24 protein-coding genes are annotated in these 24,029 nt (G+C 67.7%); 12 read left to right on the top strand and 12 right to left on the bottom strand.

Annotated elements, in window-relative coordinates; all coding sequences use genetic code 11:
* Positions 1–13 precede the first annotated feature (13 nt).
* Together FHW94_RS10545 and polA are read right to left on the bottom strand one after the other, a co-directional pair.
* Positions 14–1,522 (bottom strand): YifB family Mg chelatase-like AAA ATPase, encoded by a 1,509-nt coding sequence (locus tag FHW94_RS10545; RefSeq protein WP_168555790.1) that lies wholly within the window; start codon positions 1,520–1,522, stop codon positions 14–16.
* Positions 1,523–1,705: 183 nt separating this feature from the next.
* Positions 1,706–4,537 (bottom strand): DNA polymerase I, encoded by a 2,832-nt coding sequence (gene polA, locus FHW94_RS10540; RefSeq protein ID WP_168555789.1) that lies wholly within the window; start codon positions 4,535–4,537, stop codon positions 1,706–1,708.
* A gap of 362 nt (positions 4,538–4,899) precedes the next feature.
* Between polA and FHW94_RS10535 the strand changes: the two genes are divergently transcribed.
* The gene (locus FHW94_RS10535; RefSeq protein ID WP_022677666.1) at positions 4,900–5,097 is read left to right on the top strand and encodes a hypothetical protein; all 198 of its coding nucleotides are present in this window, start codon (positions 4,900–4,902) and stop codon (positions 5,095–5,097) included.
* A 275-nt stretch (positions 5,098–5,372) separates the two neighbouring features.
* Here the strand turns inward: FHW94_RS10535 and FHW94_RS10530 are convergent, their stop codons facing one another.
* Together FHW94_RS10530 and FHW94_RS10525 are read right to left on the bottom strand one after the other, a co-directional pair.
* Positions 5,373–6,362, bottom strand: a complete 990-nt coding sequence (locus tag FHW94_RS10530) for a serine hydrolase (protein ID WP_168555788.1) — start codon at positions 6,360–6,362, stop codon at positions 5,373–5,375.
* A gap of 179 nt (positions 6,363–6,541) precedes the next feature.
* Positions 6,542–8,047, bottom strand: a complete 1,506-nt coding sequence (locus tag FHW94_RS10525; RefSeq protein ID WP_168555787.1) for a replicative DNA helicase — start codon at positions 8,045–8,047, stop codon at positions 6,542–6,544.
* Positions 8,048–8,220: 173 nt separating this feature from the next.
* Between FHW94_RS10525 and FHW94_RS10520 the strand changes: the two genes are divergently transcribed.
* From FHW94_RS10520 to FHW94_RS10500, 5 genes are all read left to right on the top strand, one after another.
* Positions 8,221–8,703, top strand: coding sequence for a UPF0262 family protein (locus tag FHW94_RS10520; RefSeq protein WP_168555786.1), 483 nt, complete (start codon positions 8,221–8,223; stop codon positions 8,701–8,703).
* A gap of 152 nt (positions 8,704–8,855) precedes the next feature.
* Positions 8,856–9,551: a glycoside hydrolase family 25 protein gene (locus FHW94_RS10515; RefSeq protein ID WP_168555785.1), complete on the top strand. Its 696-nt coding sequence runs from the start codon at positions 8,856–8,858 to the stop codon at positions 9,549–9,551.
* A 14-nt stretch (positions 9,552–9,565) separates the two neighbouring features.
* Complete coding sequence (locus FHW94_RS10510) at positions 9,566–9,997, top strand: cytidine deaminase (RefSeq protein WP_210425604.1); 432 nt, start codon at positions 9,566–9,568, stop codon at positions 9,995–9,997.
* Positions 9,998–10,030: 33 nt separating this feature from the next.
* On the top strand, positions 10,031–10,585 hold the full coding sequence (gene dcd, locus FHW94_RS10505) for a dCTP deaminase (protein ID WP_168555783.1): 555 nt from the start codon (positions 10,031–10,033) through the stop codon (positions 10,583–10,585).
* Positions 10,586–10,691: 106 nt separating this feature from the next.
* Positions 10,692–11,252 (top strand): DoxX family protein, encoded by a 561-nt coding sequence (locus tag FHW94_RS10500; protein ID WP_168555782.1) that lies wholly within the window; start codon positions 10,692–10,694, stop codon positions 11,250–11,252.
* Between the two features lie 45 nt (positions 11,253–11,297).
* Here the strand turns inward: FHW94_RS10500 and FHW94_RS10495 are convergent, their stop codons facing one another.
* Positions 11,298–11,789 carry a hypothetical protein gene (locus FHW94_RS10495; RefSeq protein WP_349237493.1) on the bottom strand — a complete coding sequence of 164 codons (492 nt, stop codon included), beginning with the start codon at positions 11,787–11,789 and terminating at the stop codon, positions 11,298–11,300.
* 120 nt (positions 11,790–11,909) lie between these two features.
* Here FHW94_RS10495 and FHW94_RS10490 point away from each other — a divergent pair, with 120 nt between their 5' ends.
* Entirely contained in the window at positions 11,910–12,908 is a 999-nt protein-coding gene (locus FHW94_RS10490) for an adenosine kinase (RefSeq protein WP_168555781.1), read from the top strand.
* Positions 12,909–12,928: 20 nt separating this feature from the next.
* On the opposite strand, the gene FHW94_RS10485 is transcribed toward FHW94_RS10490, so the two are convergent.
* From FHW94_RS10485 to FHW94_RS10475, 3 genes are all read right to left on the bottom strand, one after another.
* The gene (locus FHW94_RS10485) at positions 12,929–13,690 is read right to left on the bottom strand and encodes a LytTR family DNA-binding domain-containing protein (RefSeq protein ID WP_168555780.1); all 762 of its coding nucleotides are present in this window, start codon (positions 13,688–13,690) and stop codon (positions 12,929–12,931) included.
* An 8-nt stretch (positions 13,691–13,698) separates the two neighbouring features.
* Positions 13,699–15,141, bottom strand: a complete 1,443-nt coding sequence (locus FHW94_RS10480; protein ID WP_246866061.1) for a histidine kinase — start codon at positions 15,139–15,141, stop codon at positions 13,699–13,701.
* 248 nt (positions 15,142–15,389) lie between these two features.
* Positions 15,390–16,913, bottom strand: coding sequence for a fumarate hydratase (locus FHW94_RS10475; protein WP_168555778.1), 1,524 nt, complete (start codon positions 16,911–16,913; stop codon positions 15,390–15,392).
* A gap of 168 nt (positions 16,914–17,081) precedes the next feature.
* On the opposite strand from FHW94_RS10475, the gene FHW94_RS10470 reads away from it, so the two are divergent.
* Genes FHW94_RS10470 through FHW94_RS10455 form a run of 4 tightly spaced genes read left to right on the top strand, consistent with a single transcriptional unit; the run spans position 17,082 to position 20,150 of the window.
* The gene (locus tag FHW94_RS10470; RefSeq protein ID WP_246866060.1) at positions 17,082–17,681 is read left to right on the top strand and encodes a protein-L-isoaspartate O-methyltransferase; all 600 of its coding nucleotides are present in this window, start codon (positions 17,082–17,084) and stop codon (positions 17,679–17,681) included.
* Positions 17,682–17,686: 5 nt separating this feature from the next.
* Complete coding sequence (locus FHW94_RS10465; protein ID WP_168555777.1) at positions 17,687–19,150, top strand: TolC family outer membrane protein; 1,464 nt, start codon at positions 17,687–17,689, stop codon at positions 19,148–19,150.
* Positions 19,151–19,194: 44 nt separating this feature from the next.
* Positions 19,195–19,770 (top strand): DUF2497 domain-containing protein, encoded by a 576-nt coding sequence (locus tag FHW94_RS10460; RefSeq protein WP_168555776.1) that lies wholly within the window; start codon positions 19,195–19,197, stop codon positions 19,768–19,770.
* Complete coding sequence (locus tag FHW94_RS10455; RefSeq protein ID WP_168555775.1) at positions 19,770–20,150, top strand: (2Fe-2S) ferredoxin domain-containing protein; 381 nt, start codon at positions 19,770–19,772, stop codon at positions 20,148–20,150. Before FHW94_RS10460 ends, FHW94_RS10455 begins: the two co-directional genes overlap by 1 nt.
* Before the next feature lie 111 nt (positions 20,151–20,261).
* Here the strand turns inward: FHW94_RS10455 and FHW94_RS10450 are convergent, their stop codons facing one another.
* The 4 genes from FHW94_RS10450 to FHW94_RS10435 all read right to left on the bottom strand — a co-directional run bounded on the left by FHW94_RS10450 (position 20,262) and on the right by FHW94_RS10435 (position 23,353).
* The gene (locus tag FHW94_RS10450; RefSeq protein WP_168555774.1) at positions 20,262–21,659 is read right to left on the bottom strand and encodes a sodium:solute symporter; all 1,398 of its coding nucleotides are present in this window, start codon (positions 21,657–21,659) and stop codon (positions 20,262–20,264) included.
* The gene (locus tag FHW94_RS10445; protein WP_168555773.1) at positions 21,656–21,835 is read right to left on the bottom strand and encodes a hypothetical protein; all 180 of its coding nucleotides are present in this window, start codon (positions 21,833–21,835) and stop codon (positions 21,656–21,658) included. Before FHW94_RS10445 ends, FHW94_RS10450 begins: the two co-directional genes overlap by 4 nt.
* A 5-nt stretch (positions 21,836–21,840) precedes the next feature.
* Entirely contained in the window at positions 21,841–22,986 is a 1,146-nt protein-coding gene (locus tag FHW94_RS10440) for a P1 family peptidase (RefSeq protein ID WP_168555772.1), read from the bottom strand.
* A 67-nt stretch (positions 22,987–23,053) separates the two neighbouring features.
* Positions 23,054–23,353, bottom strand: a complete 300-nt coding sequence (locus FHW94_RS10435; protein ID WP_168555771.1) for a hypothetical protein — start codon at positions 23,351–23,353, stop codon at positions 23,054–23,056.
* A 116-nt stretch (positions 23,354–23,469) separates the two neighbouring features.
* On the opposite strand from FHW94_RS10435, the gene FHW94_RS10430 reads away from it, so the two are divergent.
* A complete protein-coding gene (locus tag FHW94_RS10430; protein WP_168555770.1) occupies positions 23,470–23,901 on the top strand; it encodes a CBS domain-containing protein in 432 nt (143 codons plus the stop codon).
* Positions 23,902–24,029 lie beyond the last annotated feature (128 nt).

Raw genomic sequence — 24,029 nt, 5'->3', positions numbered from 1 at the left:
ATTTGCCGGCCGCTCAGGCGCGGGGGGCCTGGCGCCTGTAGCTCAACGCCTCGGCGACGTGCACGCGGCCCACGCTGTCTGCGCCGGATAGATCGGCGATGGTGCGTGCCACGCGCAGGATGCGGGTATAGCCGCGTGCCGAAAGGCGCATGGCTTCGGCGGCCTTGAACAGCAATTGCCGCCCTGGCTCGTCGGGCGTGGCAAAGCGTTCGAGCAGGTCGCCGTCCAGCTCGGCATTGTTGCGCCGGTTGCTGCCTTCCAGCCGCGCTGTCTGCCGCGCCCGAGCGGCCGCCACGCGCGCGGCCACCTGGTCCGATCCTTCGGCCGGCGGCGGCAGGGCCAGATCGGCGGCGGAGACCGGATCGACTTCGACGTGGAGGTCGATACGGTCGAGCAGCGGCCCCGACACCTTGGACTGGTAATCGGCGGCGCACTTGGGCGCGCGGCTGCAGCCGAGCGCGGGATCGCCCAGGTGGCCGCAGCGGCATGGGTTCATCGCCGCAACCAGCTGCACCCGCGCCGGGAAAGTCACATGGGCATTGGCGCGGGCCACGGTCACTTCGCCGGTTTCCAGCGGCTGGCGCAGCGAATCGAGCACGACGCGCTGGAATTCGGGCAGTTCGTCGAGGAACAACACGCCCAGGTGCGCCAGGCTCACTTCGCCCGGCCGCACGCGCAGGCCACCGCCGGTCAGCGCCGCCATCGAGGCGGAATGGTGGGGGCTGCGAAACGGCCGCGCGCGGCTGATCCGCCCTTCCTCCAGCGTGCCCGCCACCGAGGCGACGAGCGAGGTTTCCAGCGCCTCGCCCGGCGTCAGTTCGGGCAGGATGCCGGGCAGGCACGAGGCCATCAGCGATTTGCCCGCGCCGGGCGGCCCCACCAGCAAGAGATTGTGCCCGCCGGCCGCGGCAATCTCCAGCGCGCGCTTGGCGGTTTCCTGGCCTTTCACCTGCTTCAGGTCTGCCAGCCGCACCGGCGGGATGGCCTGGCCCACTTCGGGCGGGGCGAGGCGCTGCGTGCCTTTGAGGTGGTTGAGCAGCGAGATCAGGTCTGGCGCGGCGATCACGTCGATGCCGCTGGCCCAGCGCGCCTCGCTGCCTTGCGCGGCCGGGCACACGAGGCCCTTTTCCGCCCCGCTGGCGTGCAGCGCAGCCAGCAGCACGCCGGGGCTGGGAATGATCCGCCCATCCAGCGCCAGCTCGCCCACGGCCACGTAATCGGCAATCGTTTCGCGATCGACCACGCCCATCGCCGCCAGCAGGGCCAGCGCGATCGGCAGATCGTAGTGCGAGCCTTCCTTGGGCAGGTCGGCCGGGGAAAGATTGATGGTGATGCGCTTGGGTGGCAGGCTCAGCCCCAGGGCAGCCAGCGCGGAATGCACGCGTTCGCGGCTTTCGCCCACGGCCTTGTCGGGCAGGCCAACCACGCGGAACGAAGGCAGGCCGGGCGCCACCTGGCACTGCACTTCCACCGCGCGGGCTTCCAGCCCCAAGTAAGCCACCGTCGATACCAGCGAAACCATAGCGCGAGGGTTGCCGCCCAGGGCGCTGCGTCACAAGGGGGCGAGGGGTAGTGCTGCCATATCGGTGGCGATTGTTACGCGACAGGCCCTACCCAAACCCCTCCCGCAAGCGGGAGGGGCTTCTCATTCTCCCCCTCCCGCTTGCGGGAGGGGGTGGGGGGAGGGCATGTTGTCCTCGTCAGCTTAGTGCGCCGCGCCCCAACTGTGGCCGGTGCCGATCTCCACGCCCAGCGGCACGGTGAGCTGGACCGAGGGCGCGGCGGCATTGGCCATCACGGCGCGGATCACGTCGCTCGCTGCGGCCACGTCTTCCTCGGGCAGTTCGAACACCAGTTCGTCGTGCACCTGCAGCAGCATCTTCACGCGGGGCAGGCCGGCGGCTTCCAGTGCGGGCAGCATGCGGGCCATGGCCCGCTTGATGATGTCGGCGCTGGTGCCCTGGATCGGGGCGTTGATCGCGGCGCGCTCGCTGCCCTGGCGTTCGGCCTGGGTGCCCGAGTTGATGCGCGGGAACCAGGTCTTGCGGCCGAACAGCGTTTGCGAATAGCCCTTGGCCCGCACGCTCTCCAGCGTTTCGTGGATGTAGCGCTGGATGCCGGGGAACCTCTCGAAATAGCGGTCGATCATCGCCTGGGCTTCATCCGCGCTGGTGGCAAGGCGCGTGGCCAGGCCCCAGCGGCTGATGCCATAGAGGATGGCGAAGTTGATCGTCTTGGCGCGGCCGCGCGTGTCGCGGTTGACCTCGCCGAACAGCTCGCGCGCGGTGCGGGCGTGGATGTCCTCGCCCTGCTCGAACGCGTCGCGCAAGGGCGCCACGTCGGCAATGTGCGCGGCCAGGCGCAGTTCGATCTGCGAATAGTCGGCACTGAGCAGCACATGCCCCGGCGCGGCCACGAAAGCCTCGCGAATCTCGCGGCCGATTTCGGTGCGGATCGGGATGTTCTGCAAGTTGGGATCGTTGGACGATAGCCGCCCGGTCTGCGCCCCCACCAGGCTATAACTGGTGTGCACGCGGCCGGTTTCGGGGTTGATCGCGGCCTGCAGGGCATCGGTATAAGTGCTTTTCAGCTTGGACAGCTGGCGCCATTCCAGCACCAGCGTGGCCACTTCGGCGCCCTGCCCGGCGAGCGTTTCGAGCACCGACTGATCGGTGGAATATTGCCCGCTCTTGCCCTTCTTGCCGCCCTTGTAGCCCAGCTTGTCGAACAGCACCTCGCCCAGCTGCTTGGGGCTGCCGATGGTGAAGGGCACGCCGGCCTTTTCGTGGATCACGCCTTCGAGCCGCGCGATCTCGGCGGCAAAGCGGGTGGAGAGGTTGGCCAGCTGCTCGCGGTCCACGCGGATGCCGTGGCGCTCCATCTGGGCCACCACCGGCACCAGCGGGCGATCGACGCGCTGGTAGATCCGCGTGCCGCCCTCGTCCGCCAGGCGCGGGGCAAACAGCTGGTGCAGGCGCCAGGTCACGTCGGCATCCTCGGCGGCATAGCGCGTGGCATCGGCCAGCGGCACTTCGGCAAAGGAAATCTGCTTCTTGCCGCTGCCACACACGTCCTTGAACAGCATCGTGGTGTGCTGCAGGTGGCGGCTGGCGAGTTCGTCCATCCCGTGGCCGGCCAGGCCGGTTTCGCTGCGCCCCGCGTCGAGGCAGAAGCTCATCACCATGGTATCGTCGATCGGCGCCACGGCGATGCCGTGGCGGGCCAGCACGGTCAGGTCATACTTGATGTTCTGCCCCACCTTGAGCACCGCATCGCTTTCCAGCAGCGGCTTGAGCGCCGCCAGCGCCTCGGCGCGGGGAATCTGCACCGGCACTTCGCTGAACATGTCGGTGCCGCGATGGCCCAGCGGGATATAGCAGGCCTGGTTGGGGCCCACCGCCAGGCTTACGCCCACCAGATCGGCGCGCATCGAATCGAGCGCCGAGGTTTCGGTGTCGATCGCCACGGTCCGCGCGGCAAAGGCGCGGGTGATCCAGTCCTGCAGTTCGGAGAGGGACTGGACGCAAGGATAGGCATCGCGGTCGATCGCCGGCCAGGCGGGCAGCGGCTGGCGCGTCGATTCGGCCGTGACCGGCGCCGGGCCGCCCGAATCACCTTCCACCAGCGGGGTCGCCGCCGCGAGCGCCGGGCTGCCCAGCTTGCGCAGCAGGCTGGTGAAGCCATGGGTGGACAGGAACGCAGCCAAAGGTTCGGGCGGAATCGGACCCAAGGCAAAGTCTTCCAGCGGCACGGGCAGCGCGCAATCTTCTTTCAGCGCCACCAACTGGCGCGACAGGCGGGCCATCTCGGCCTGCTCGATCAGGCTGTCGCGCAGCTTGCCCGCCTTCATCGCCGGCGCAGCGGCCAGCGCGCCTTCCAGCCCGCCGTGTTCCACGATCAGCTTGGTCGCGGTCTTGGGGCCGATGCCGCGAATGCCCGGCACATTGTCTACCGCATCGCCCATCAGCGCGAGCACATCGCCCACCAGTTCGGGCGGCACGCCAAACTTTTCCACAACCTCGGGAATGCCGATGCGCTGGTTCTTCATCGTGTCGAGCATATCGACGCAGCCGGTGCCGCCCTGGGCGCATTTGCCCACCAGCTGCATCAAGTCCTTGTCGGAAGACACGATCGTAACGTCCCAGCCCTGTGCCGTGGCGGCGCGGGCATAGCTGGCGATCAGATCGTCGGCCTCGAGGCCGTCTTCCTCGATGCAGGCCAGGCTGAACGCGCGCGTGGCATCGCGGATCAGCGGGAACTGCGGCTTGAGGTCTTCAGGCGGGGGCGGGCGATTGGCCTTGTACTGATCGTACAGGGCATTGCGGAACGTGATCGAGCCCTTGTCGAGAATCACCGCCAGATGCGTGGGGCCATCGGCCTTGTGCAGGTCTTCGGCCAGGCGCCACAGCATCGTGGTATAGCCATAGACCGCGCCCACCGGGGTACCCTGCGGGTTCGTGAGCGGCGGCAGGCGGTGATAGGCGCGGAAGATATAGGCCGAGCCATCGACGAGATAGAGGTGATTGCGGGAATCCATGGAATGCGTCCTAGCGCTTCGCCCGGCATTTGGAAAATGGCCGTTTGGAAAATGGGCCGCAGGCCATTTTCGCCGCGCTGCCCACGGACAAGCGCAAGTGCGCGATTTTGTGTGCATATGCGCAATAGCCCTGATGGGCATTTAACGCTTTGTCGCTGCAAAAGGGCATTTGAGCGCAGCAGCGCTCGCGCAAAAAACCCTTGCCGCTAAGGGCGATAGCGACGGCCCGTCGCAATGCTGTCGTCTTGTGCTTGCAAGCCGATGAATTGCCGATTAATTGGGACGTCGAAGTCTACCGTGGGAGTAGGCTTTGCGGCGGGCTTTGCCCGGCGCGGTTCACTTCAATCCAGGGATTGTAACGCATGCGCAAGCTCATCCTCGCCGCCGTCGCCGGCACCGCCTTCGCCCTCGCCGGCTGCTCGGAAAAGCCGGCTGACACTGCCACTGAAGCTGCCAGCGAAGCTGCTGACGCTTCGGCCGACGCTTCGGCTGCTGCTGCTGACGCCAGCGCTTCGGCTTCGGAAGCCGCCGCTGACGCGAGCGCTGCCGCGAAGATGTAATCCCAGCCCGCAAGGGCAGGTTACAGATAGAAAAGGGCGTAGCCTTCACGGCTGCGCCCTTTTTCGCATGTGCAGCGCGAATCGCCGGTCCCGGCCTGTGTGCGGTGCAGCGATGTTGCAGCACAACGCAACTGGCCCCCTGTTCTTCAGAGGAGGGGGTTGGGGGTGGTGCCGGGCCTTGCGCCAGGGGGCCGCGACAAGCGCGGCCCGAACGGCTCTTGTTCTGGATTATCAACGGCTCCGTTCGCCCGGAGCCTTGTCGAAGGGCCCGCGCGTTACCGCCGCCGCGAAACTTCGCCGGTCAGGTTCGGCCCGTCGGACGGAGTGAGGAAGCCTTCATAGAGCGTGGCGGCGATGCGCGAGATCATGCCTGCCTGGGCGGTGTGGTTTTCCGGCCCAGCCACGAAGATCGCCATGGCCAGGTGCCGGCCATCGGGCATGCGCACGATGCCCACGTCGTCGGTCACGCCGGCCAGCGTGCCGGTCTTGTGGGCCAGCAGCACGCCTTCGGGCAAGCCGGCGCGAATGCGGTTCTTGCCGGTGCTGGTGCGGGTCATGGTGTCGAGCAGCACGGCACGGGCCTGGGGGCTGAGCGCGCCGCCCCGGTCGATCGCGGAAAGCAGCGCGATCATGGCGCGGGGCGTGCTCGACGTGCCGGTGTCGATCGCGCGGGCCGGGTTGATTCGCCCGTCGTCGCGCACCAGCGTGGCCATGGTATGGTCCAGGTGCTGGCCCGAAATGCCGGTCTGCACCAGGAAGCGGTTGACCGCACCGATCCCGCCAACCGCAGCAATCAGCCCGTCGGTGGCGTGGTTGTCGCTACGCGTGATCATCCGCTCCAGCAGAGTCTGCGCGGTATAGACCGGGCCGGGGCGCACCATCGCCACCAGATTGCGGCGGCCGGCCGGCTCGGGCACCGGCATCATCATCGGCAATTGCTGGTCCAGCCGGAAGCGGCCTTGCTCCACCATCTGCAGGAACGTGGCGGCGACGGCCACCTTGGCGGTGCTGGCCATGGGGAAGGGCATGTCGCCATTGATCAGCACTTGCCCGCCGCCATCCAGGTCCATCGCGGCAACGCCCACGCGGCCCCGCGCAGCAGCGGCAATGGCGGCAACCCGTTGCTGGATGGCCAGATCGCGTGCGCTTTGCACGGCGGCTGGCGGCCGGCTCTGCACGGCCGGGCTGGTGGCGGCCAAGGCCGGAAAGGCCGCCAGAACGGCAGCCAGGATGCGCAGTTTACGCTTGGATTGAAACCCGACCATTATGAGGGATTACCCCGACCCATCTTATTATTTCGTTGCGCCAGGATAAGCCATTGTGACTCGGGCGCAAAGGCAGGTGGTTCCCCGATTCGCCGCCACCCGGCGCACAGACGCTGCAATTCGTCGCAAGTGTAAAATGCGGCGGCGTTTCTAACCGAGTGTGCCGGCTTGCGCCTGGGTCAATCGTCCATGTCGTGCATCATCTGGTCGGGCGCCAGATCGCTGAATCGCGTGATCCGCGCTTCGAAGCGCAGGCGCACTTTCCCGGTAGAGCCGTGGCGCTGCTTGGCCACGATCAGTTCGGCCAGGCCGAACACCCGCTCCATTTCCGCGGCCCAGGCGGCGTGGGCTTCGTGGGTCTTGGCGTCGTCGCTTTCCACCGGGCGCTTGGGCTCGCGCGAGGCGACGTAATAGTCTTCGCGGAACACGAACCAGACCATGTCGGCGTCCTGCTCGATCGAGCCCGATTCGCGCAAGTCCGAGAGCATCGGCCGCTTGTCGTCGCGCTGTTCCACCGCGCGCGACAGCTGCGACAGCGCGATCACCGGAACCGAGAGTTCCTTGGCCAGGGTCTTGAGGCCGCGCGAGATTTCCGAGATTTCGTTGACGCGGTTGTCGGACCGGCCCGAGCCCGAGAGCAACTGGAGATAGTCGACCACGATCAGCCCGATATCGTGCCGCCGCTTCAACCGGCGGGCGCGGGTGCGCAGCGCGCCGATCGACAGGCCGGGCGTATCATCGATGTACAGCGGCAGTTCGGCCAGGCGCTGGCTGGCGAACGACAGCTGCTGGAAATCCTCGCGGCTGATGCGGCCCATGCGCAGCGATTCGGAACTGATGCCCGATTGTTCGGCCAGGATACGCGTGGCCAGCTGGTCCGCGCTCATTTCCAGGCTGAAGAACGCCACGGCGGCGCCCACCGAATCCTTGACCGGAATGCCGCGCGCCATGTCGTCGCGCAGCCGGTCGGCGGCGTTGAACGCGATGTTGGTGACGAGCGAGGTCTTGCCCATGCCCGGCCGCCCGGCCAGGATGATCAGGTCGGAATCGTGCAGGCCGCCGATCTTTTCGTTGACCGAGGTAAGGCCGGTGGTCTTGCCCGAGATATGGCCGCCCGATAGCAGCGCCTTCTCGATCATTTCCAGGCTGGCGCGGGTGGCCTGGCCGAACGTCTGCGCCTCGTTGCCGGTCTGCGCGCCTTCGGCCACGGAAAACAGCGCGGCTTCGGCCTGTTCCACCTGTTTGAGCGGCTCCACCGTCTCGCTGGTGTCCATCGCGCCTTCGACCAGGTTGCGCCCCACGCTGATCAACTCGCGCAGCAGGGCCAGGTCATAGATCTGCTGGGCCAGTTCGCGCGGCGCCAACAGGCCCTGTCCATCGCCGGTCAACCGCGCGAGATAGGCGGTGCCGCCCAGCTCTTTCAGCTCCTCGTCGCTTTCGAAATAGGGCTTGAGCGTGACGGGCGTGACGATCGCCTTGCGGTCGATGAGCGCCAGGATGCGTTCGAACACGCGGCCATGCACCGGGGCAAAGAAATGATCGGGCCGCAAGGGCACGGTCATTTCCTCCAGGATGCGGTTGTCGATCAGAACGGCGCCGAGAAAGGCAGCCTCTGCCTCGACATTGGCGGGAAGCGCACGGACCTCGCTGGCCGGACGCGCGAGAATGGCTTCGCTGGCGGACATGGCATCAAAATGAACCAAGCCCCGGGGTGTGGCAAGGCGCCGATGCGGCTCGCCCGTCCAGCCGTTTTCCACAGCCTGTGGACGGATTGCCCCGTCCTGACCCAAAGGTAGGAGGCCACAAGGCGGCAAGGCGCTTGCTGCGCGCCTTCGCATGTTGCAACTATCGCCTCCTTATGGCGGACCCGCGCATCTCGCATATCGAGCTGGACGAAGCGACGATCGTCTGGCGCAACGCCGATGTGGAGCAGGAACGCCGCGTCGCGATCTTCGACCTGATCGAGGAAAACACGTTTCGTCCGCTGCGCGCCTTCGCCGCCGGCCATGAAGGACCCTATCGCCTGCGCCTGTCGGTGCACGATGGGCGCCTGACCCTCGACATCGCCGATGAAGGCGGCGCGCTGCTGGAAAGCGTGGTGCTGGGCCTGGGGCGGTTCCGCCGCCCGATCCGCGAATATTTCGCCATCTGCGACAGCTATTACCAGGCGATTCGCCGCGCCACCGCGCAAGAGATCGAGACGATCGACATGGCCCGGCGCGGCGTGCACAACGAAGCGGCAGAGCTGCTGCTGGAGCGCCTGGACGGCAAGGTGGAAACCGATTTCGCCACCGCGCGCCGCCTGTTCACGCTGATCTGCGTGCTGCACATCCGGGGATAGGGGCGGGAGCAAAAGCCCCCTCCGACGGCCTTCGGCCGCCACCTCCCCCCGCAAGCGGAGGGCGGATCGGGGGTTTGCGCGCATTTTGACGTCATGTCCCCCATGCCCTATGGGCCGCGCTTGCACAGCAAGGCTTGGGGCGAATCTCTTTCATGGCAAAGCGCAGGAATACGGCGTGGCGGCGCGCGCTGGCGGCATTGCTGCTGGCGGCGCTGATCGGCGCGGGCCTGCTGTGGTGGCAATCGCGGGTGTGGCGGCCCGATCGCCAGCGCTTTGCGGTCCAGGGCGCCTGGGCCGATGTCCACGATGCCCCGCTCGACTGGCGCCTGCTCAAGGGCGATGGCGCCGATTTTGCCTATTTGACGGCCAGCGAGGGCCCGCAGCGCCGCGACGAAGCCTTTACCGACAGCCTGGACCAGGCACGCGCCGCCGGGCTGCAGGTGGGCGCGGTGCATGTCTATGACCTGTGCGCGCCAGGCGATGCCCAGGCCGCCAATTTCGTGACGATGGTGCCGCGCGACGATGCCCTGTTGCCGCCGGCGGTGGCGCTCGATATCGATTCGCGCTCTTGCCCCACCCCGCCAACCGAGGCGGCACTGCAAAGCGAGCTGACCACTTTCCTCAACCAGGTGGAAATGCACAGCGGCAAGCCGGCCATCCTGATGCTCTCGCGCGGGATCGAAAGCCGCTATCACCTGGCGGCGGTGATCGACCGCAACATCTGGGTGCGGCAGGACTATATCGAGCCCGGCTATGCCGGCCGCCCCTTCGTGATGTGGACCGCCACCGATCGCTACCACGGCAAGGCCGCGCCCGGCCCGCTGCGCTGGGTGGTGGTGCAACCTTGATGGATGTGAAGACGATGCCTGATGAAGCCACCCGCGCCGCGCTGATCGCCAAGGCGCGCGCCGCGCGCGACACCGCCTACGCCCCCTATTCGCGGTTCACCGTGGGCGCGGCGCTGCTGTTCGGCGATGGTAGCGTGGTGACCGGGTGCAACGTGGAAAACGCCAGCTATGGCCTTTCGCTATGCGCCGAAACCGTGGCTTGTGCCAGTGCGGCGCATGCCGGCCAGCGCGGCGGGCTGATTGCCGTGGCGGTGGCCGGCGGGCCCGAAGGGGTGGACGGCGATCCGATCACGCCGTGCGGCCGCTGCCGCCAGGTGCTGCACGAACAGGCCGCACTGGGCGGCACCGATCCCCTGGTGCTGAGCGCCGGGGGGGATGGCGTCGTGGTTGAAGAGCGCCTGTCATTCCTGCTACCGCGCGCGTTCGGCCCGGCCTATCTCGGCTGACCGCTTTCCATCCGCACACGCAAAGGACCAGCCTTGTCCATTCTTTCCGACAAGTGGATTCGCAACAAGGCGCTCACCGAAGGCATGATCGAGCCCTTCGTGGAAAACCAGCGCCGCGATGGCTGCATCAGCTATGGCCTCTCGTCCTATGGCTATGACGCGCGCGTGGCCGACGAGTTCAAGATTTTCACCAACGTGGATTCGGCGATCGTCGATCCCAAGGATTTTGCGAGCAATTCGTTCGTCGATCGGCAGACCGACGTGTGCGTGATCCCGCCCAACTCGTTCGCCCTGGCCCGCACGGTGGAATATTTCCGCGTGCCGCGCGACGTGCTGGTGATCTGCCTGGGCAAATCCACCTATGCCCGCTGCGGCATCATCGTGAACGTCACGCCGCTCGAACCGGGCTGGGAAGGCCACGTCACGCTGGAATTTTCCAACACCACGCCGCTGCCCGCGCGCATCTATGCCAACGAGGGCGCGTGCCAGTTCCTGTTCCTGCAAGGCAACGAACCGTGCGAGGTCAGCTATGCCGATCGCGCCGGCAAATACATGGGCCAGCGCGGGGTGACCCTGCCGCGTCTTTGAGGCGGCCATTCCGGGCAACACGGAACCTAACCGGCCTTGCCACCATTGTTGCCGCATATTCCTCGTCTGAGGACGGGGGCGGACAACGGTTTGGAAAGGTACGCCCATGAACACGATCGCGGCCCTGGCAGGGCGCATCCTGCTATCGCTTCTTTTCATCATCTCTGGCCTGGGAAAGCTGTTTGACCTGAGCAGCGCCCAGGTTGCCCTGGCCGGCGTTGGCCTGTCGCCCGATCTGGCGCTGCCGGCCGGCCTGTTCGAACTGGTCGGAGGCCTGGCGCTGGCGTTTGGCGTGGCCACGCGGCTTTTTGCAGTGCTGCTCGCCGGCTTCACGCTGCTCACTATCCTGTTCTTCCACCATAACCTGCTCGATCACACCCAGGTGGTCGAAGCGCTGAAGAACCTGGCGATTGCCGGGGGCCTGCTGGCGCTGTTTGCCCATCGCCAGGTGGCGTGGAGCTATGACGGCCTGCGCGCCCGCCGCGATCGCGAAAGCGTGGCACGCGACGCCGAAATGCGCGCCGCGCGCGCGGAAGGCCGGGCCGAAGCGCTTTCGGAAACCACAGTGACAGGAACGCCCGTGACCCGCGTGGAAACGGTTACCGATATCGATGGCAATCCCACCGGCACCGTCGCCGTCGCCCGCCGTCGCTGGTGGCAGATCTAAGCCGTTGACCGGTGCCGTCCTCCCCGGCGGCACCGGTCCGCCAAACTAGGGCCGCTTGAGCGCAGCGATGCAGGCAGCCCGGTCCACCTCTCGCCCGTCGCCGCGCCGCGCATCGACATACGTCGCGGTGGGGCGACCCCCGCTTTGCGGCGGATAGAGGTAGACATCGAGAATGCAGGCCGCGCCGCTCCATTGCAGCTTGCGTGCATCTTCTTCCTTGATGTCCAGCCGCGGCGGGCCGAACTGCCGCACGAGCGCATCGCCGTCAGCGCCGATCACGCCTTGCAGGCCAGGCGCGACCTGGATCGTAGGCGCCGGGCGCGGCTGGGGTGCGGGCAGATGGGCCGGTGGCCGCTTGGGCGGTGGCAGCCGCGAAGGCGCCTTGGGGCCGCTGGGCACGGCGCCACTGCAGCCCGCCACCAGCGCTGCACCCAAGGCGGCAAGGGCCAGGCCACGCCAGGCTCCTTCGCGTCGGGACGGGCGGGAAACGCCGAAACCGGATCGGGCAGGGGCGAGCATCGGGGCAGAGCGCAGCATGGCTGCGTTGATGGCGTGCCCGGCGTGGCGATGCAAGCGGCCGCAAGCGGCCTTGCGGCCGGCCGATGCTGCGGGTAGGCGGCAGGGTGACTGCTTCCCCATTTCGTTGCGAAAGAGACCATGGCCGAAACTGCTGCCGACCACCGTTTTGACGTCATCGCCATCGGCAATGCCATTGTCGACGTTATGGCCCCCGCCACCGACGACGAGATCGCCCGGCTGGGCCTGGCCAAGGGGGGCATGACGCTGGTGGACGCAGACCGCGCCGCCGCGCTCTATGCCGCGATGGGCCCTGCCCGCGAAATCTCGGGCGGATCGGCCGCCAACACGCTGGCCGGCCTGGCCGCGCTTGGCGCATCGTGCGCGTTCATCGGCCAGGTGGCCGACGACCAGTTTGGCCGCGTCTTTGCCCACGACATTCGCGCCGGCAAGATCGCCTTCGACACCGCCGCACGGGCCGGCGATCCGCCGACGGCGCAGTGCCTGATCTTCGTGACGCCCGATGGCCAGCGCACGATGAACACGTTCCTGGGCGCCTCGCAGTTCCTGCCCGCCGCAGCGCTCGACGAAACGCTGATCGCGGCCGCCCGCGTGCTCTATCTCGAAGGCTATCTGTGGGACCCGGAAGAGCCGCGCGCCGCGATGCGCAAGGCGATTGCCGCCGCCCGCGCCGCCGGCACGCAAGTGGCCTTCACCCTGTCGGACGCATTCGTGATTTCGCGTCACGGTGACGATTTCCGCGCGCTGATCGCCGACGGGATGATTGACATCCTGTTCGCCAACGAACACGAACTCGCCGCCTTGACCGGCAAGGCCGATTTCCACGATGGCATGGCCGCGCTTTCCAACGTCCCCACCCTGGTGGTCACGCGTGGCGAACTGGGCGCCCATGCCCGCCATGGCACCGATGAAGCCCATGTCCCGGCCCAGCCGATCGCCAAGGTGGTAGATACGACCGGTGCGGGCGACTTGTTTGCTGCCGGTTTCCTTCACGGCCACGTGCGCGGCCTGTCGCTCAGCGAAAGCCTGACGCTGGGCGCGATCTGTGCGGCCGAGGTGATCTCGCACTATGGTGCGCGGCCCGAAGCCGATCTCAAGGCGCTGACCGGCCTGGCCTGAGCAATGCGGGGCGCTGCGTATCAGCGCCCCGCCATCGCCTTGGCCTTGGCCAGATAAGTGCGGCCGATGCGCTGCAACGTGCCATCGGCCAGTTCGGCCGACCACACGCCCAGGCCATCGTGGCGCAAGCCCTGGATGCGATCACGGCGCACGATGGTGGAACGGTGCAGGCGGATGAAGCGCGCCGGGTCCAGCCGGTCTTCCAGCCGCTGGATGGTGTGCAGCATCAGGTAGCTGCGCTGGCCCACGTGCAGGCGCACATAGTCGCGCTCGGCATCGATGCGGTCGATGTCGCCGGCGGCCACGCGCACCAGTTCGCTGCGGTGCGGCACCCAGAATTCCTCGATCCACTGCGACGGGCTGGCCGAGGGGGCCAGCGCGGGCGCGGACGCGGGAACCGGCGCCAGATCGGACGAAGCGGCGGCATGGCGGGCCACAGCACGCTCCACCGCCCGTTCGAGGCGATCCTGCGCCACCGGCTTGAGCACATAGTCCACCGCATCGCAATCGAACGCCTCGACCGCGAAATGATCATGCGCGGTGACGAAGATCACCATCGGCTTGGGGTTTTGCCGGCCCAGCGCGCGGGCCACGCCCAGGCCATCCAGTTCGGGCATCGTCATGTCGAGCAGCACGAGCTGCGGCGCAAGCGCCTCCACCAGGCGCAGCGCCGCCGCGCCATCGGCCGCCGTGCCCACGATCTGCAACGCGGGGATGCGCGCGCACAGGATCTGCATGCGTTCGATGGCCAGGGGTTCGTCGTCCACAATCAGGGTGCGCATCAAGGCCTCTAGAGATTGGAAATGATTGGCAAGGTCAACACCGTAGCATAGCCGCCGGCCGGCAGGGGCGCGCTTTCCACCCGCGCCTGCGCGCCAAAGCGGGCGGCCAGGCGGCTGCGCACGTTGGCCAGGCCGATGCCGGTGCCACCGGCGGGAATACCGGCCGGCTCGGCTCCATGCCCATCGAGACCAGGGCCATCATCCGCCACGGTCAGCACCAGCAGGCCGCCCGACATGCGCGCGCGGATGCTGATGGTGACCGGGCGGGTGGTGGCCGAAACGGCATATTTGATCGAGTTTTCCACCAGCGGCTGGAGAATCATGCCCGGTACGCAGGCCTGTGCCACATCATCGGGCACATCGAATTCCACGCGCAGCCGTTCGGGAAAGCGCACGCCCTCGATCGCCAGGTAATGGCGTTGCAGCGCGATCTCGTCGGCCAGGGTGACATCGGCCGTGGGATCGGCGGCCAGGCTGTGGCGATAGAAGCTGGAAATGGTCTGGATCATCCGCTCGGCCTCTTCGGCGCGGCCCACCATGACCAGCGCCGAGAGCGAATTGAGCGTGTTGAACAGAAAGTGCGGGTTGACCTGGTAGCGCAAGCTGCGCAGCTCTGCCGCCTTGGCCGCGCGGCGATATTCGCCTTCGCGCCATTCGGCGGCGCGGCGCTGCTCGGCATTGCCCAGCGCCAGGTAAAGCGCCGCCCAGGCGATCAACAGGAAATAACGGCCGAGCGCGATGTCGGTCAGTTCCTGCCAACCTTCGTCCTGGTTGATCTCCTTGGCGGTGTTGGCCGCATTGGCGGCTTCGCGGGTGACAATGTGGACGCCGGGCGCCGTGATCTCGGTCGTGCCGTCGGCATGATGGCGCACGCTGACCCTGTCGCCATCGGCGTTGGCATGCGGCGGTGCCGGTGCGGCCGGCTCTGCGGGCGCGGCGGGGAGCTGGCCGGTGGCGGGCGGCTCTGGCGGCGCGGGCGGCATGGCGGGCGTGGAAGGCATGGGCGGCGCCACGTCGATCAGCATGTTGCCGCCGGTGTTGCGCTGGGCCACGTCGTTGCGCACGGCGGTCTGGTCTGCCTGCCCCGCTTGCGCCTGCGCTTCCTTGTCCCAGCGCGCTTCGAGCGGGGCGAAAGCCTGCTGGTTGATCACCGCCAGCAGCAGGGCGGCCGGCAGCATGATCACCAGCGCCAGGGCCACGCGCGCGCCCAGCCGGCAATGATCCCAGCGGCGCAGCATCGGCCAGACCAGCACGGTGACGGCAATCCCGGCAATGGTCACCAGCGCGCGGCGCCAGAGCAACTCGATCCACACCGAAAGGTCGGTTTCCGGCGGGCCAACCAGCGCCCAGCGGATCGACACCAGCACGAAATAGCACAGCCACAGCGCGGTGGCCGAGAGCACGACCTGGCGCGCCCCGACGTGACCGATGCCGGGCGGAGTGTCTTGCAATGTCGAAGTCGGATCGGTCCGCGCGTGAGAGGCCATGGCGTTTGGTAGGCGAGGCCCGGGCCGGAAGCCAGTGCGGCGGTCGAGATGGGTGGGCGGTTGGTCGAACCTGGCGTTGCTGAAGGGTTCCACCACCCCCCGGCCCCCTCCTCTGAAGAGGAGGGGGAGTCAAGGTACTGATTTCAAAGCCCCATCCTCTTTAGAGGAGGGGGTTTGGGGGTGGTGCGAAGCCTAGCACAAGACTGCAAACCTCAAGCCGGCAGCAGGCCTTCGTCGGCGATTTTCTTCTTCCACACCAGCGGGGCGAGCTGGTGCACGTTCTGCCCTTCGCTATCGACGGCGACCGTCACCGGCATGTCTTCCACGGTGAATTCATAGATCGCTTCCATGCCCAGATCTTCGAAACCGACGACCTTGGCTTCCTTGATCGCGCGGGCGACAAGGTAGGCTGCGCCACCCACGGCCATGAGATAGGCCGACTTGTGGTTGGCGATCGACTGCGTGGCCGCCGGACCGCGTTCGGCCTTGCCGACGCAGGCGAGCAGGCCCTGGTTCAGCATCATGTCCATGAACTTGTCCATGCGCGTGGCGGTGGTCGGGCCGGCCGGGCCGACCACTTCGTCGCGCACCGGATCGACCGGGCCGACGTAATAGATCACGCGGCCCTTGAATTCGACCGGCAGTTCCTCGCCCTTGGCCAGCATGTCCTGGATGCGCTTGTGCGCGGCGTCGCGGCCGGTGAGCATCTTGCCGTTGAGCAACAGGCGATCGCCCTGCTTCCAGCTTTGGACGTCTTGCGCCGTCAGCGTGTCGAGGTTGACGCGCTTGGCCGCCGCGTCGGGCGCCCAGTGCACCTGCGGCCATTCGTCGAGCTTGGGCCGTTCGAGATAGCTGGGACCGCTGCCATCGAGGGTGAAATGCGCGTGGCGGGTGGCGGCGCAGTTGGGGATCATCGCCACCGGCTTGCCCGCGGCGTGGCACGGCGCATCCCTGATCTTGACGTCGAGGATGGTGGAAAGCCCGCCCAGGCCCTGCGCGCCGATGCCCAGCGCGTTGACCTTGTCGAAGATTTCGATGCGCAGGCGCTCGATATCGGTCTGGGGCCCGCGCAGCTTGAGCTGGGCCATGTCGATCGGCTCCATCAGGGCTTTCTTGGCCAGCAGCACGCAATGTTCGGCGGTGCCGCCGATGCCGATGCCCAGCATGCCCGGCGGGCACCAGCCGGCGCCCATCTGCGGCAGCATTTCCAGCACCCAGTCCACGATCGAATCGCTGGGATTCATCATCTTGAACTTGGACTTGTTCTCGCTGCCGCCGCCCTTGGCCGCGACATCGACCGTGATCGTGTTGCCCTTGACCATTTCCACGTGGAGCACGCAGGGCGTGTTGTCGCGCGTGTTGCGGCGGGTGAACGCCGGATCGGCCAGGACCGAGGCGCGCAGCTTGTTGTCGGCATTGAGATAGGCGCGGCGCACGCCTTCATCGACCACGTCCTGCAGGGACTTGTCGGATTCCAGGCGGCAATCCTGGCCCCATTCGATGAACACGTTGACGATGCCGGTGTCCTGGCAGATCGGCCGGTGGCCTTCGGCGCACATGCGGCTGTTGGTCAGGATCTGGGCGATGGCATCCTTGGCGGCGGGGCCCTGTTCGGCCTCGTAAGCGTCGCCCAAAGCGCGGATGTAATCCATCGGGTGGAAGTAGCTGATGTATTGCAGCGCATCGGCCACGCTTTCGACCAGATCCGCTTCCCGGATCGTCACCATTTCCGCCATCGCAATTTCGCTCCTGCTACAGCATTCTGCCAATGTCCCTTACGCGCCGATCAACAGCATGCAAGACGCTTGGCGCAAGGCGGGCAATATTCTAGAGACGCTGGCGACCCATGGCGTGTGCGCTTGCGAAGGCTGGCCCACGCACCCGGAACTTGATGAGGAACACCGATGAGCGTGGCAGTAGCTGAGGCAGCAGAGACGGGAATGGTGCGCGAGCGCAAGGCCATGATCGAAAGCCAGCTGCGCGTGAGCGGCGTGAACGATCCGGCCGTGCTGGCCGCCTTTGCCGCCGTGCCGCGCGAAGATTTCGTGCCGGCGGATCGCCGCCCCGTGGCCTATATGGACCGCGCCGTGCCGCTGGGCGATGGCACCGTGCTGGCCCCCGCGCTCACCCACGGGCAGATGCTGATCGCTGCGGTTCCCGTTGCCGGTGAACGTGCACTGGTGGTGGGCAAGCCTGGCACTTATCTCGCCGCGCTGCTGCGCGAACTGGGCCTGGTGGTGACGGTGGCAAGCCCGGCCGACGATCTGGCCGCGCTGGGCCAGTTCGCGCTGGTCCTGGTCGACGGTGCGATCGAGCAGACGACGCCGGCACTGGAAGCCGCCGTGGCCGACGATGGCCGCCTGGTGACCGGCCTGGTCGAACGCCGCGTGACGCGCCTGGCACTGGGCCGCAAGACCGCCGGCCAAGTGGTCCTGGCCGCGCTGGGCGATGCCGACTTTGCCGTGCTGCCCGAATTTGCCGCCCCCAAGGGCTGGAGCTTCTGAAACCCATGACCGAGCGGAGCCGGTGGCGCGCGGCAGCGGCCGGAACCTGCCTGGCGGCAATGCTCGCCACGCACGGTGCCCCGGCCCTGGCGGATGATCTGCGCAGCGCGCTCACGGCCGCCTATCAGACCAACCCGGATCTGCAGGCGGCGCGCGACAACTTGCGCGCCACCGACGAAAACGTGCCGATCGCCCGCGCCTCGGCCCTGCCCTCGCTTTCGGGCAGCGTCAGCTACAACGAATATGTCGACAAGGGCGGCTCTTACTTTTCCACGAGCTATCCCGACCGGGTGGTTGGCCTGGGCGCCACTGCCGGCCTGCCGCTCTATCGCGGCGGGGCGGTAAAATACGGCATTCGCGCCGCCGAAACACGGGTGGATGCGGGCCGCGCCAGCCTGCGCGGCACCGAATCGAGCGTGTTCACCAGCACGGTCACGTCGTACATGGACGTGATCCGCGACGCCGCGATCGTGGGTCTGCAGAAGAACAACGTGCAGGTTCTGGAAGTCAACCTTCAGGCCACCAGCGACCGGTTCGAAATCGGCGACGTGACCCGCACCGACGTGGCGCAGTCGCGCTCGCGCCTGGCGCTGGCGCGGGCCAGCCTGCGTTCGGCCGAAGCCAACCTGGTGGCCAGCCGCGAAACCTATGTGCGGGTCATCGGCCATGTGCCCGGCACGCTGGAAGCGCCGCCGCCGCTGGTGGGCATGCCCGCCAGCGTGGAAGACGCGGTGGACTATGCGCTGGACAACAACCCCGACCTGATCGCCGCGCGCGAGGCCAGCAAGGCAGCCGGCTATGACGTGAAAGTGGCCGGCGCCAGCCGCCTCCCCACCGTTTCGGCCAGTGCATCGACCAACAGCACCAATTACCTGAGCAGTTATCTGCCCGGCGTGCCCAATTCCTATCGCAACATGGTGGCGGGCCTGACCGCCTCGATCCCGCTGTTCCAGGGCGGCGCCCCGGCAGCCCGCGTGCGCCAGGCCCAAGCCTCGCAAGGCGCGACGATGGAACAGGAAATCGGCACCGAACGCGCGGTGATCGCTACGGTGCGATCGGCCTGGTCGGCCTGGCTGGCGGCCAAGGAAGTGATCGCGCTCAACCAGACGGCAGTGGATGCCGCGGCGCTGAGCCTTGAAGGCGTGCGCGCGGAAAACACCGTGGGCAACCGCACGATCCTCAACATCCTCGACGCCGAGCAGGAATTGCTCAACGCCCAGGTGCAACTGGTGACGGCCAAGCGCAACGAATACGTGGCCGGCTTTGCCCTGCTTTCGGCGATGGGCAAGGCCCAGGCCAAGGATCTCGGGCTGGACGGCGGCACGCTCTATGATCCGCAGGCGAACTATGAACGCGTGCACAACCGCATCTGGGACTGGGACAGCGATCCGCAGCCCACGGCGCACGCAACCGCCACGGTTGACACCCCTGCCCAGGATGCGACAATCCCGGATCAGCCGCTGCCCTGACCGGGCGGTTTGCGGCAACGTATTGCAGAACTTGGGGGATTAGAATGCGCCAGGCCGGTGAACCTTCGGTCGAGGAAATTCTCGAATCGATCAAGAAGGTGATCGCCCGTGACACGCGGGGCGAGGCACCAGCCGCGCAGGCCCCGCGTGCGCCGATGTCTGCCGCGGCGGCGGCTGCCGCCATTGCCCCTGCGCTTCAGGCCCAGGCCGGGCGCGAAGGCACCGCAGCCCCGCGCGCTGCCGCCAATCCCGCGATCGCGCTGAACCGCGCCGCCAGCCCGGCCGACGTGCTGGACCTGACCGACGTGGCCGCGCAGATCATGGGCGAGTATCGCAAGCCGGCGGCCGAAGCCGAACCGCCGGTCGGCGAGGACGACGAGGAAGCGCTGGTGCCGCAGGAAGCGGCCGCATCGATGCGCGATTCGCTGGCGGCGCTGGCCATGCTGGCCCAGCCCGGCGCCCAGCCGCAGATCGTGCGGTCGGGCGAAACCTCGCTGGAAGGCATGGTGCGCGACATGCTGCGCCCGATGCTGGCGCAATGGCTGGAACGCAACCTGCCGGTGATGGTGGAAAAGATGGTCGCCGCCGAAATCGCCCGCATTGCCGGCAAGCGCGGCTGATGGGCGAAAAGACGCGCGCGAAAGACATTGCCGAGGCAGAAGGCACGCTGGCCAAGCTGGGCGGCTTTGCCACGCAGCGGCACATCTTCATCTGCGCCGATTCCGACAAGGACAAATGCTGTTCGCACAAGGAAAGCGACGCAGCCTGGTCTTTCCTCAAGAAGCGGTTGGGCGAACTCAAGCTGGGCGGCGGGCAAGGCGTGCTGCGCAGCAAGGTGGGCTGCCTGCGCGTGTGTGCGGCAGGGCCGGTGGCCGTGGTCTATCCCGAAGGGGTCTGGTATCATTCCTGCACCCCGCCGGTGCTGGAACGGATTATCCAGGAACACGTGATCGGCGGCGTGCCGGTGGCGGAATACCGCCTCAACCCGCCCGGTTCCTGATCGAGGGCGTCGCAAGCGCCATTCGACAAGCGCAAGGCGAACGGGGAATGGCTCAGCCCCTGGTGCTGAAATCCGTTCGGGCTGTGCCTGTCGAAGCCCCCGCGCGCGCTATCACAGCAAGGCGAGCACGCTCTGCCCATCACGGCGCGGCCAAGCCCAAGTGCAGAGCGCGAGAACCAGGGCGTTGAGGACAAGGCCGATCAGGCCGGGATTGATCCCGCCCAGGCTCCAGCCGGCAAAGCGCGCAGCAAGGATGAACACCGCTGCAACGGCGATGCCGGCGATGACGCCGCGCGCGCCGGCGCGGCCGGTCCACAGCGCCGCCAGGAAGCCGGGCAGGGTCTGGACGATGCCGAAATAGAACACGGTGTTGAGCGTGGCGAGCAGCGGCACCTGGGCCAGCGCGCCGGCGGCAGACAGCGCGATGAACAGCGCGGTGATGGCCTTGGCCCAGCCCTGCTGCGCCGTGCCATCCAGGCCGGGCACCAGATTGCGCGTGATCAGCGGGGCGATGGCCAGGCACACGCTGGAAAGAATGACGAGGCCGGCCAACACCACCGCCGCCATGACCACGCCCATGGCCCAGCCGGGCAGGAGATGCTGCGCGGCGGCCAGGAACACGAAATCGGGCTTGTCGAGCGGCAGCCCGATCTGTCGCACGAACACGGCCACGGCCATGAGCAGCGGAAACATCACCATATATAGCGGCGCGGCGGCCTGGGCGCGGGCAATGGCTTGGGGGCCACGCGCGGCGAACAGGAACGCCCAGTTCTGCGGGATCATGGCAAAGCCCAGCGCCTGAACCGCAATGGTGCTAAGCGCAAAGGGCAAGCCCACCGGCACTTGCGGGGCCGCGGCCACCTGCGGCGCCGGCCCTGCCGGCCCCTGAAGCGCCGGCCAGTGCACCAGCGCCAAAGCGCCGACCAGCAGGATCGTGCCGAGCATCAGCGCATCTTTGAGCACTGCCACGAACGCCGCCGCCCGCAAGCCGGCCAGCGCGACATAGGCAAAAGTGACAAGGCCCGCGCCGGCCAGCAACAGCGGCATGGATGCCGCCGGCGCCAGCGCGCCCAGCACCAGGCGGATGCCGGCAAACTGCATCGTGCCGATCGGCAGCAGCAGCGCCATCGCCCCCACCGCAATCACGCGTTCGAGCAGGCGGCTGCCGAAGTGGGCGGCGAAGAAATCGGGAATGGTGACGGCGCCGTAGAGATTGCCCGCCCGCCAGATCCACGGGCCGAGCACCGCCAGCACCGGCGCGGCGATCAGGATATAGCCGAAGAACCACACCACGAAGCCTTCGCCCCCGGCATAGACCCCGCCGGGAAAGCCCAGCATCGTGGCGATCGAATAGGTTTCCCCCACGCTGAGGAAAAAGAACAGGATCGCACCCAGTTGTCCGCTGGCCACGAAGAACGCGCGCGGGCCGGCGGCATGGGCCGCCCCCCGCCGCGCCCACAGCGCAACGGCCAGCGACAGCGCCATCACGGCCAGGAACGCCGCGATCATGGCAGCACGCCCCGTTGGCGCCACCACAGCCAGGCGCTGGTCAGCGGCGCGCAGGCAAACAGCGCCCAGATGCGCGCGCCGATGCCCAGGAATACGCCCGGCCCATGCGGCACGGCCAGCACCGCCAGCAGGACCAGCGCCACCGGCACCGCCAAGGTGAGCAGCGCGCGCGCCATCACCTTCACTTTTGCGGCTGGGTGGACGCTAGGGCAGACCAGGTGGGCACGGCCCAGCCGGCCGGCGCGCTGGCCGCATGCACCCCGCGCGCAATGGCGCGGGCCAGGGTATCGGCGGCCACGGCCCCCACAGTCAGCACGGCCAGGTCGCGCGGGCCCGACACGGCGATCCGCCCGGTGCACAGCGCGAACACGACATCGCCATCGAACGGCGTGTGCACAGGGCGAATCGCCCGCGCCAGGCCGTCCTGGGCCATGATCGCCACGCGCTTCATCTCGTCTGCCGTCAGATCGAGATCGGTGGCGACACAGGCGATCGTGGTGTTTTCGCGCGGGGCGGGCAGCTTGGTACCGCCCCATTGTTCGGGCCCCACGCGCGCCGCAATCGGGCCCAGGCCGCCGAATTCATCGCCCATTTCAAAGGCACCCGCCCAGAAATGGTGCGTGCCGGGCACCAGCGTGGACCCCAGCGCATTGACCGCGACGATCGCGCCCACGGTGACGCCATCGTGGGTGAGCGTGGAGGCAGACCCCAACCCGCCCTTGAGCGCCCCGGCCATGGCGCCATAGCCCGCGCCGCTGGTGCCCAGCGCGAATTCGGGGCCGGCGGCCGCCAGCGCGGCGATGCCCAGGTCGCGATAGGGCGGCTCGGTGCCCCAGCGCTTGTTGCCGCCATTGCCCAGGTCATAGAGAATCGCGGCCGGCACGATCGGCGAGACCGGCACGCCCTGGCTGGCCAGCCCGCCATAGCCGATGCCCCGCGCGCCCAGGTGCGCCGCCACGCCATCGGCCGCCGCCAGGCCCCACGACGATCCGCCCGAAAGCACCACGGCGTTGCAGGCATGGACCAGGTTGTGGCTTTCCAGGGCATCGCTTTCCCGCGTGCCGGGGCCGCCGCCGCGCACGTCGATCGCGGCGGTGCTGAGCTTGTCGGCCAGGATCACCGTGGTGCCGGTGCGCACGGCGGCATCGTGCGCGCAGCCCACGGTGATGCCGGCCACATCGGTGATCAGGTTGCGCGGGCCGGTGCGGCCGCCCTGGCCGCTGGGCACAGGCTGGCTGGACCGGGGGCCGGCGGCCATGGCCCTTGCGCCGCCGAGCGCCAGCGGCGCGGCGATTCCCGTGGAAGCAAGCACTTGGCGGCGGTTCATCGGGGCACTCCGGGCTGGACAGAATGCGTCCAGTTGCCGCGTGGGCCGCCGCGCGGCAAGGTGATTTTCAGGTGTCGTCCCAGTGCGAGCTGTCGAGCCGGTCCTCGATGCTTTCATCGTGGCCCGTGCCGCTGGACAGGAACACCAGGCCCATCAGCGCCGCCATCAGCATCATCGTGATCCCCACCCCCAGCGAAGTGGCGATATAAAGGTGGATCGAGACAAGGCCCAGGCCCGCATAGAGCCAGGCATCGACCGCCACGATGACCACCAGCGTGGCCAGGCCCATCCAGCGCATCAACCAGCGATAGCGCGCCCAGGCATGCGCCGCGGTGTATGGGTCATCCAGAGGAGACCGGTTGGCCATCGTCATTTCTCCCAAGCAGCCATGCCTACAGGAAGGCCCTTGCCGCGCAACCGGAACGTGGCATGATTGCAGGTGGAGGCGGGACCAACTGCCCCAAGGGGAAGAGGAGACAACCGATGACCATTGCACGGTTGATGGCCGGACGTTCCGGCGAAGTCTGGTCTGTCCATTCGCAAGACACGGTGGCCGATGCCGTCGAGATTCTCAGCCGGCACAGAATCGGTGCCCTGCCGGTCCACGACGGCGACAGTGCCGTTGCCGGGATCTTTTCCGAACGCGACGTGATTCGCGCGCTGACGGCGCATGGCGAAGATGCGCTGCGCCTGCCGGTGAGCGCGGTGATGACGGCCCCGGTGGTGACCGTCACGCCCGAGACATCGGTGATGGAGGCCCTGGCCTTGATGACCCGGCGCCGGTTCCGCCACCTGCCCGTGCTGGAAGACGGGCGCATGGTGGGCTTCATCTCGATCGGCGACCTGGTGAAATACCGCATCGACCGGATCGAGGCCGAAGCCGACGCGATGCGGGTCTATATCCAGTCTGCCTGAGCGGGCTGTGGGCATGAAAAACCCCTCCCGCTTGCGGGAGGGGCTTGGGGAGGGCGTATTGGCCCGGCCCTTTTTCCCGACGTGCCCTTCCCGGCCCCTCCCGCAGGCGAGAGGGGGAAGAAGGGCTC

Source organism: Novosphingobium sp. SG720 (assembly GCF_012275365.1).
GTDB classification, from domain to species: domain Bacteria; phylum Pseudomonadota; class Alphaproteobacteria; order Sphingomonadales; family Sphingomonadaceae; genus Novosphingobium; species Novosphingobium rhizosphaerae.
This window is presented reverse-complemented; position numbering and strand designations above follow the sequence as displayed.

What these genes read in the sequence shown, in the direction of transcription:
- FHW94_RS10545 (WP_168555790.1), bottom strand. Translation starts at nt 1,522, where the DNA reads ATGGTTTCGCTGGTATCGACGGTGGCTTACTTGGGGCTGGAAGCCCGC.
- polA (WP_168555789.1), bottom strand. Translation starts at nt 4,537, where the DNA reads ATGGATTCCCGCAATCACCTCTATCTCGTCGATGGCTCGGCCTATATC.
- FHW94_RS10535 (WP_022677666.1), top strand. Translation starts at nt 4,900, where the DNA reads ATGCGCAAGCTCATCCTCGCCGCCGTCGCCGGCACCGCCTTCGCCCTC.
- FHW94_RS10530 (WP_168555788.1), bottom strand. Translation starts at nt 6,362, where the DNA reads ATGGTCGGGTTTCAATCCAAGCGTAAACTGCGCATCCTGGCTGCCGTT.
- FHW94_RS10525 (WP_168555787.1), bottom strand. Translation starts at nt 8,047, where the DNA reads ATGTCCGCCAGCGAAGCCATTCTCGCGCGTCCGGCCAGCGAGGTCCGT.
- FHW94_RS10520 (WP_168555786.1), top strand. Translation starts at nt 8,221, where the DNA reads ATGGCGGACCCGCGCATCTCGCATATCGAGCTGGACGAAGCGACGATC.
- FHW94_RS10515 (WP_168555785.1), top strand. Translation starts at nt 8,856, where the DNA reads ATGGCAAAGCGCAGGAATACGGCGTGGCGGCGCGCGCTGGCGGCATTG.
- FHW94_RS10510 (WP_210425604.1), top strand. Translation starts at nt 9,566, where the DNA reads ATGCCTGATGAAGCCACCCGCGCCGCGCTGATCGCCAAGGCGCGCGCC.
- FHW94_RS10500 (WP_168555782.1), top strand. Translation starts at nt 10,692, where the DNA reads ATGAACACGATCGCGGCCCTGGCAGGGCGCATCCTGCTATCGCTTCTT.
- FHW94_RS10495 (WP_349237493.1), bottom strand. Translation starts at nt 11,789, where the DNA reads ATGCTGCGCTCTGCCCCGATGCTCGCCCCTGCCCGATCCGGTTTCGGC.
- FHW94_RS10490 (WP_168555781.1), top strand. Translation starts at nt 11,910, where the DNA reads ATGGCCGAAACTGCTGCCGACCACCGTTTTGACGTCATCGCCATCGGC.
- FHW94_RS10485 (WP_168555780.1), bottom strand. Translation starts at nt 13,690, where the DNA reads ATGCGCACCCTGATTGTGGACGACGAACCCCTGGCCATCGAACGCATG.
- FHW94_RS10475 (WP_168555778.1), bottom strand. Translation starts at nt 16,913, where the DNA reads ATGGCGGAAATGGTGACGATCCGGGAAGCGGATCTGGTCGAAAGCGTG.
- FHW94_RS10470 (WP_246866060.1), top strand. Translation starts at nt 17,082, where the DNA reads ATGAGCGTGGCAGTAGCTGAGGCAGCAGAGACGGGAATGGTGCGCGAG.
- FHW94_RS10465 (WP_168555777.1), top strand. Translation starts at nt 17,687, where the DNA reads ATGACCGAGCGGAGCCGGTGGCGCGCGGCAGCGGCCGGAACCTGCCTG.
- FHW94_RS10460 (WP_168555776.1), top strand. Translation starts at nt 19,195, where the DNA reads ATGCGCCAGGCCGGTGAACCTTCGGTCGAGGAAATTCTCGAATCGATC.
- FHW94_RS10455 (WP_168555775.1), top strand. Translation starts at nt 19,770, where the DNA reads ATGGGCGAAAAGACGCGCGCGAAAGACATTGCCGAGGCAGAAGGCACG.
- FHW94_RS10450 (WP_168555774.1), bottom strand. Translation starts at nt 21,659, where the DNA reads ATGATCGCGGCGTTCCTGGCCGTGATGGCGCTGTCGCTGGCCGTTGCG.
- FHW94_RS10445 (WP_168555773.1), bottom strand. Translation starts at nt 21,835, where the DNA reads ATGGCGCGCGCGCTGCTCACCTTGGCGGTGCCGGTGGCGCTGGTCCTG.
- FHW94_RS10440 (WP_168555772.1), bottom strand. Translation starts at nt 22,986, where the DNA reads ATGAACCGCCGCCAAGTGCTTGCTTCCACGGGAATCGCCGCGCCGCTG.
- FHW94_RS10435 (WP_168555771.1), bottom strand. Translation starts at nt 23,353, where the DNA reads ATGGCCAACCGGTCTCCTCTGGATGACCCATACACCGCGGCGCATGCC.
- FHW94_RS10430 (WP_168555770.1), top strand. Translation starts at nt 23,470, where the DNA reads ATGACCATTGCACGGTTGATGGCCGGACGTTCCGGCGAAGTCTGGTCT.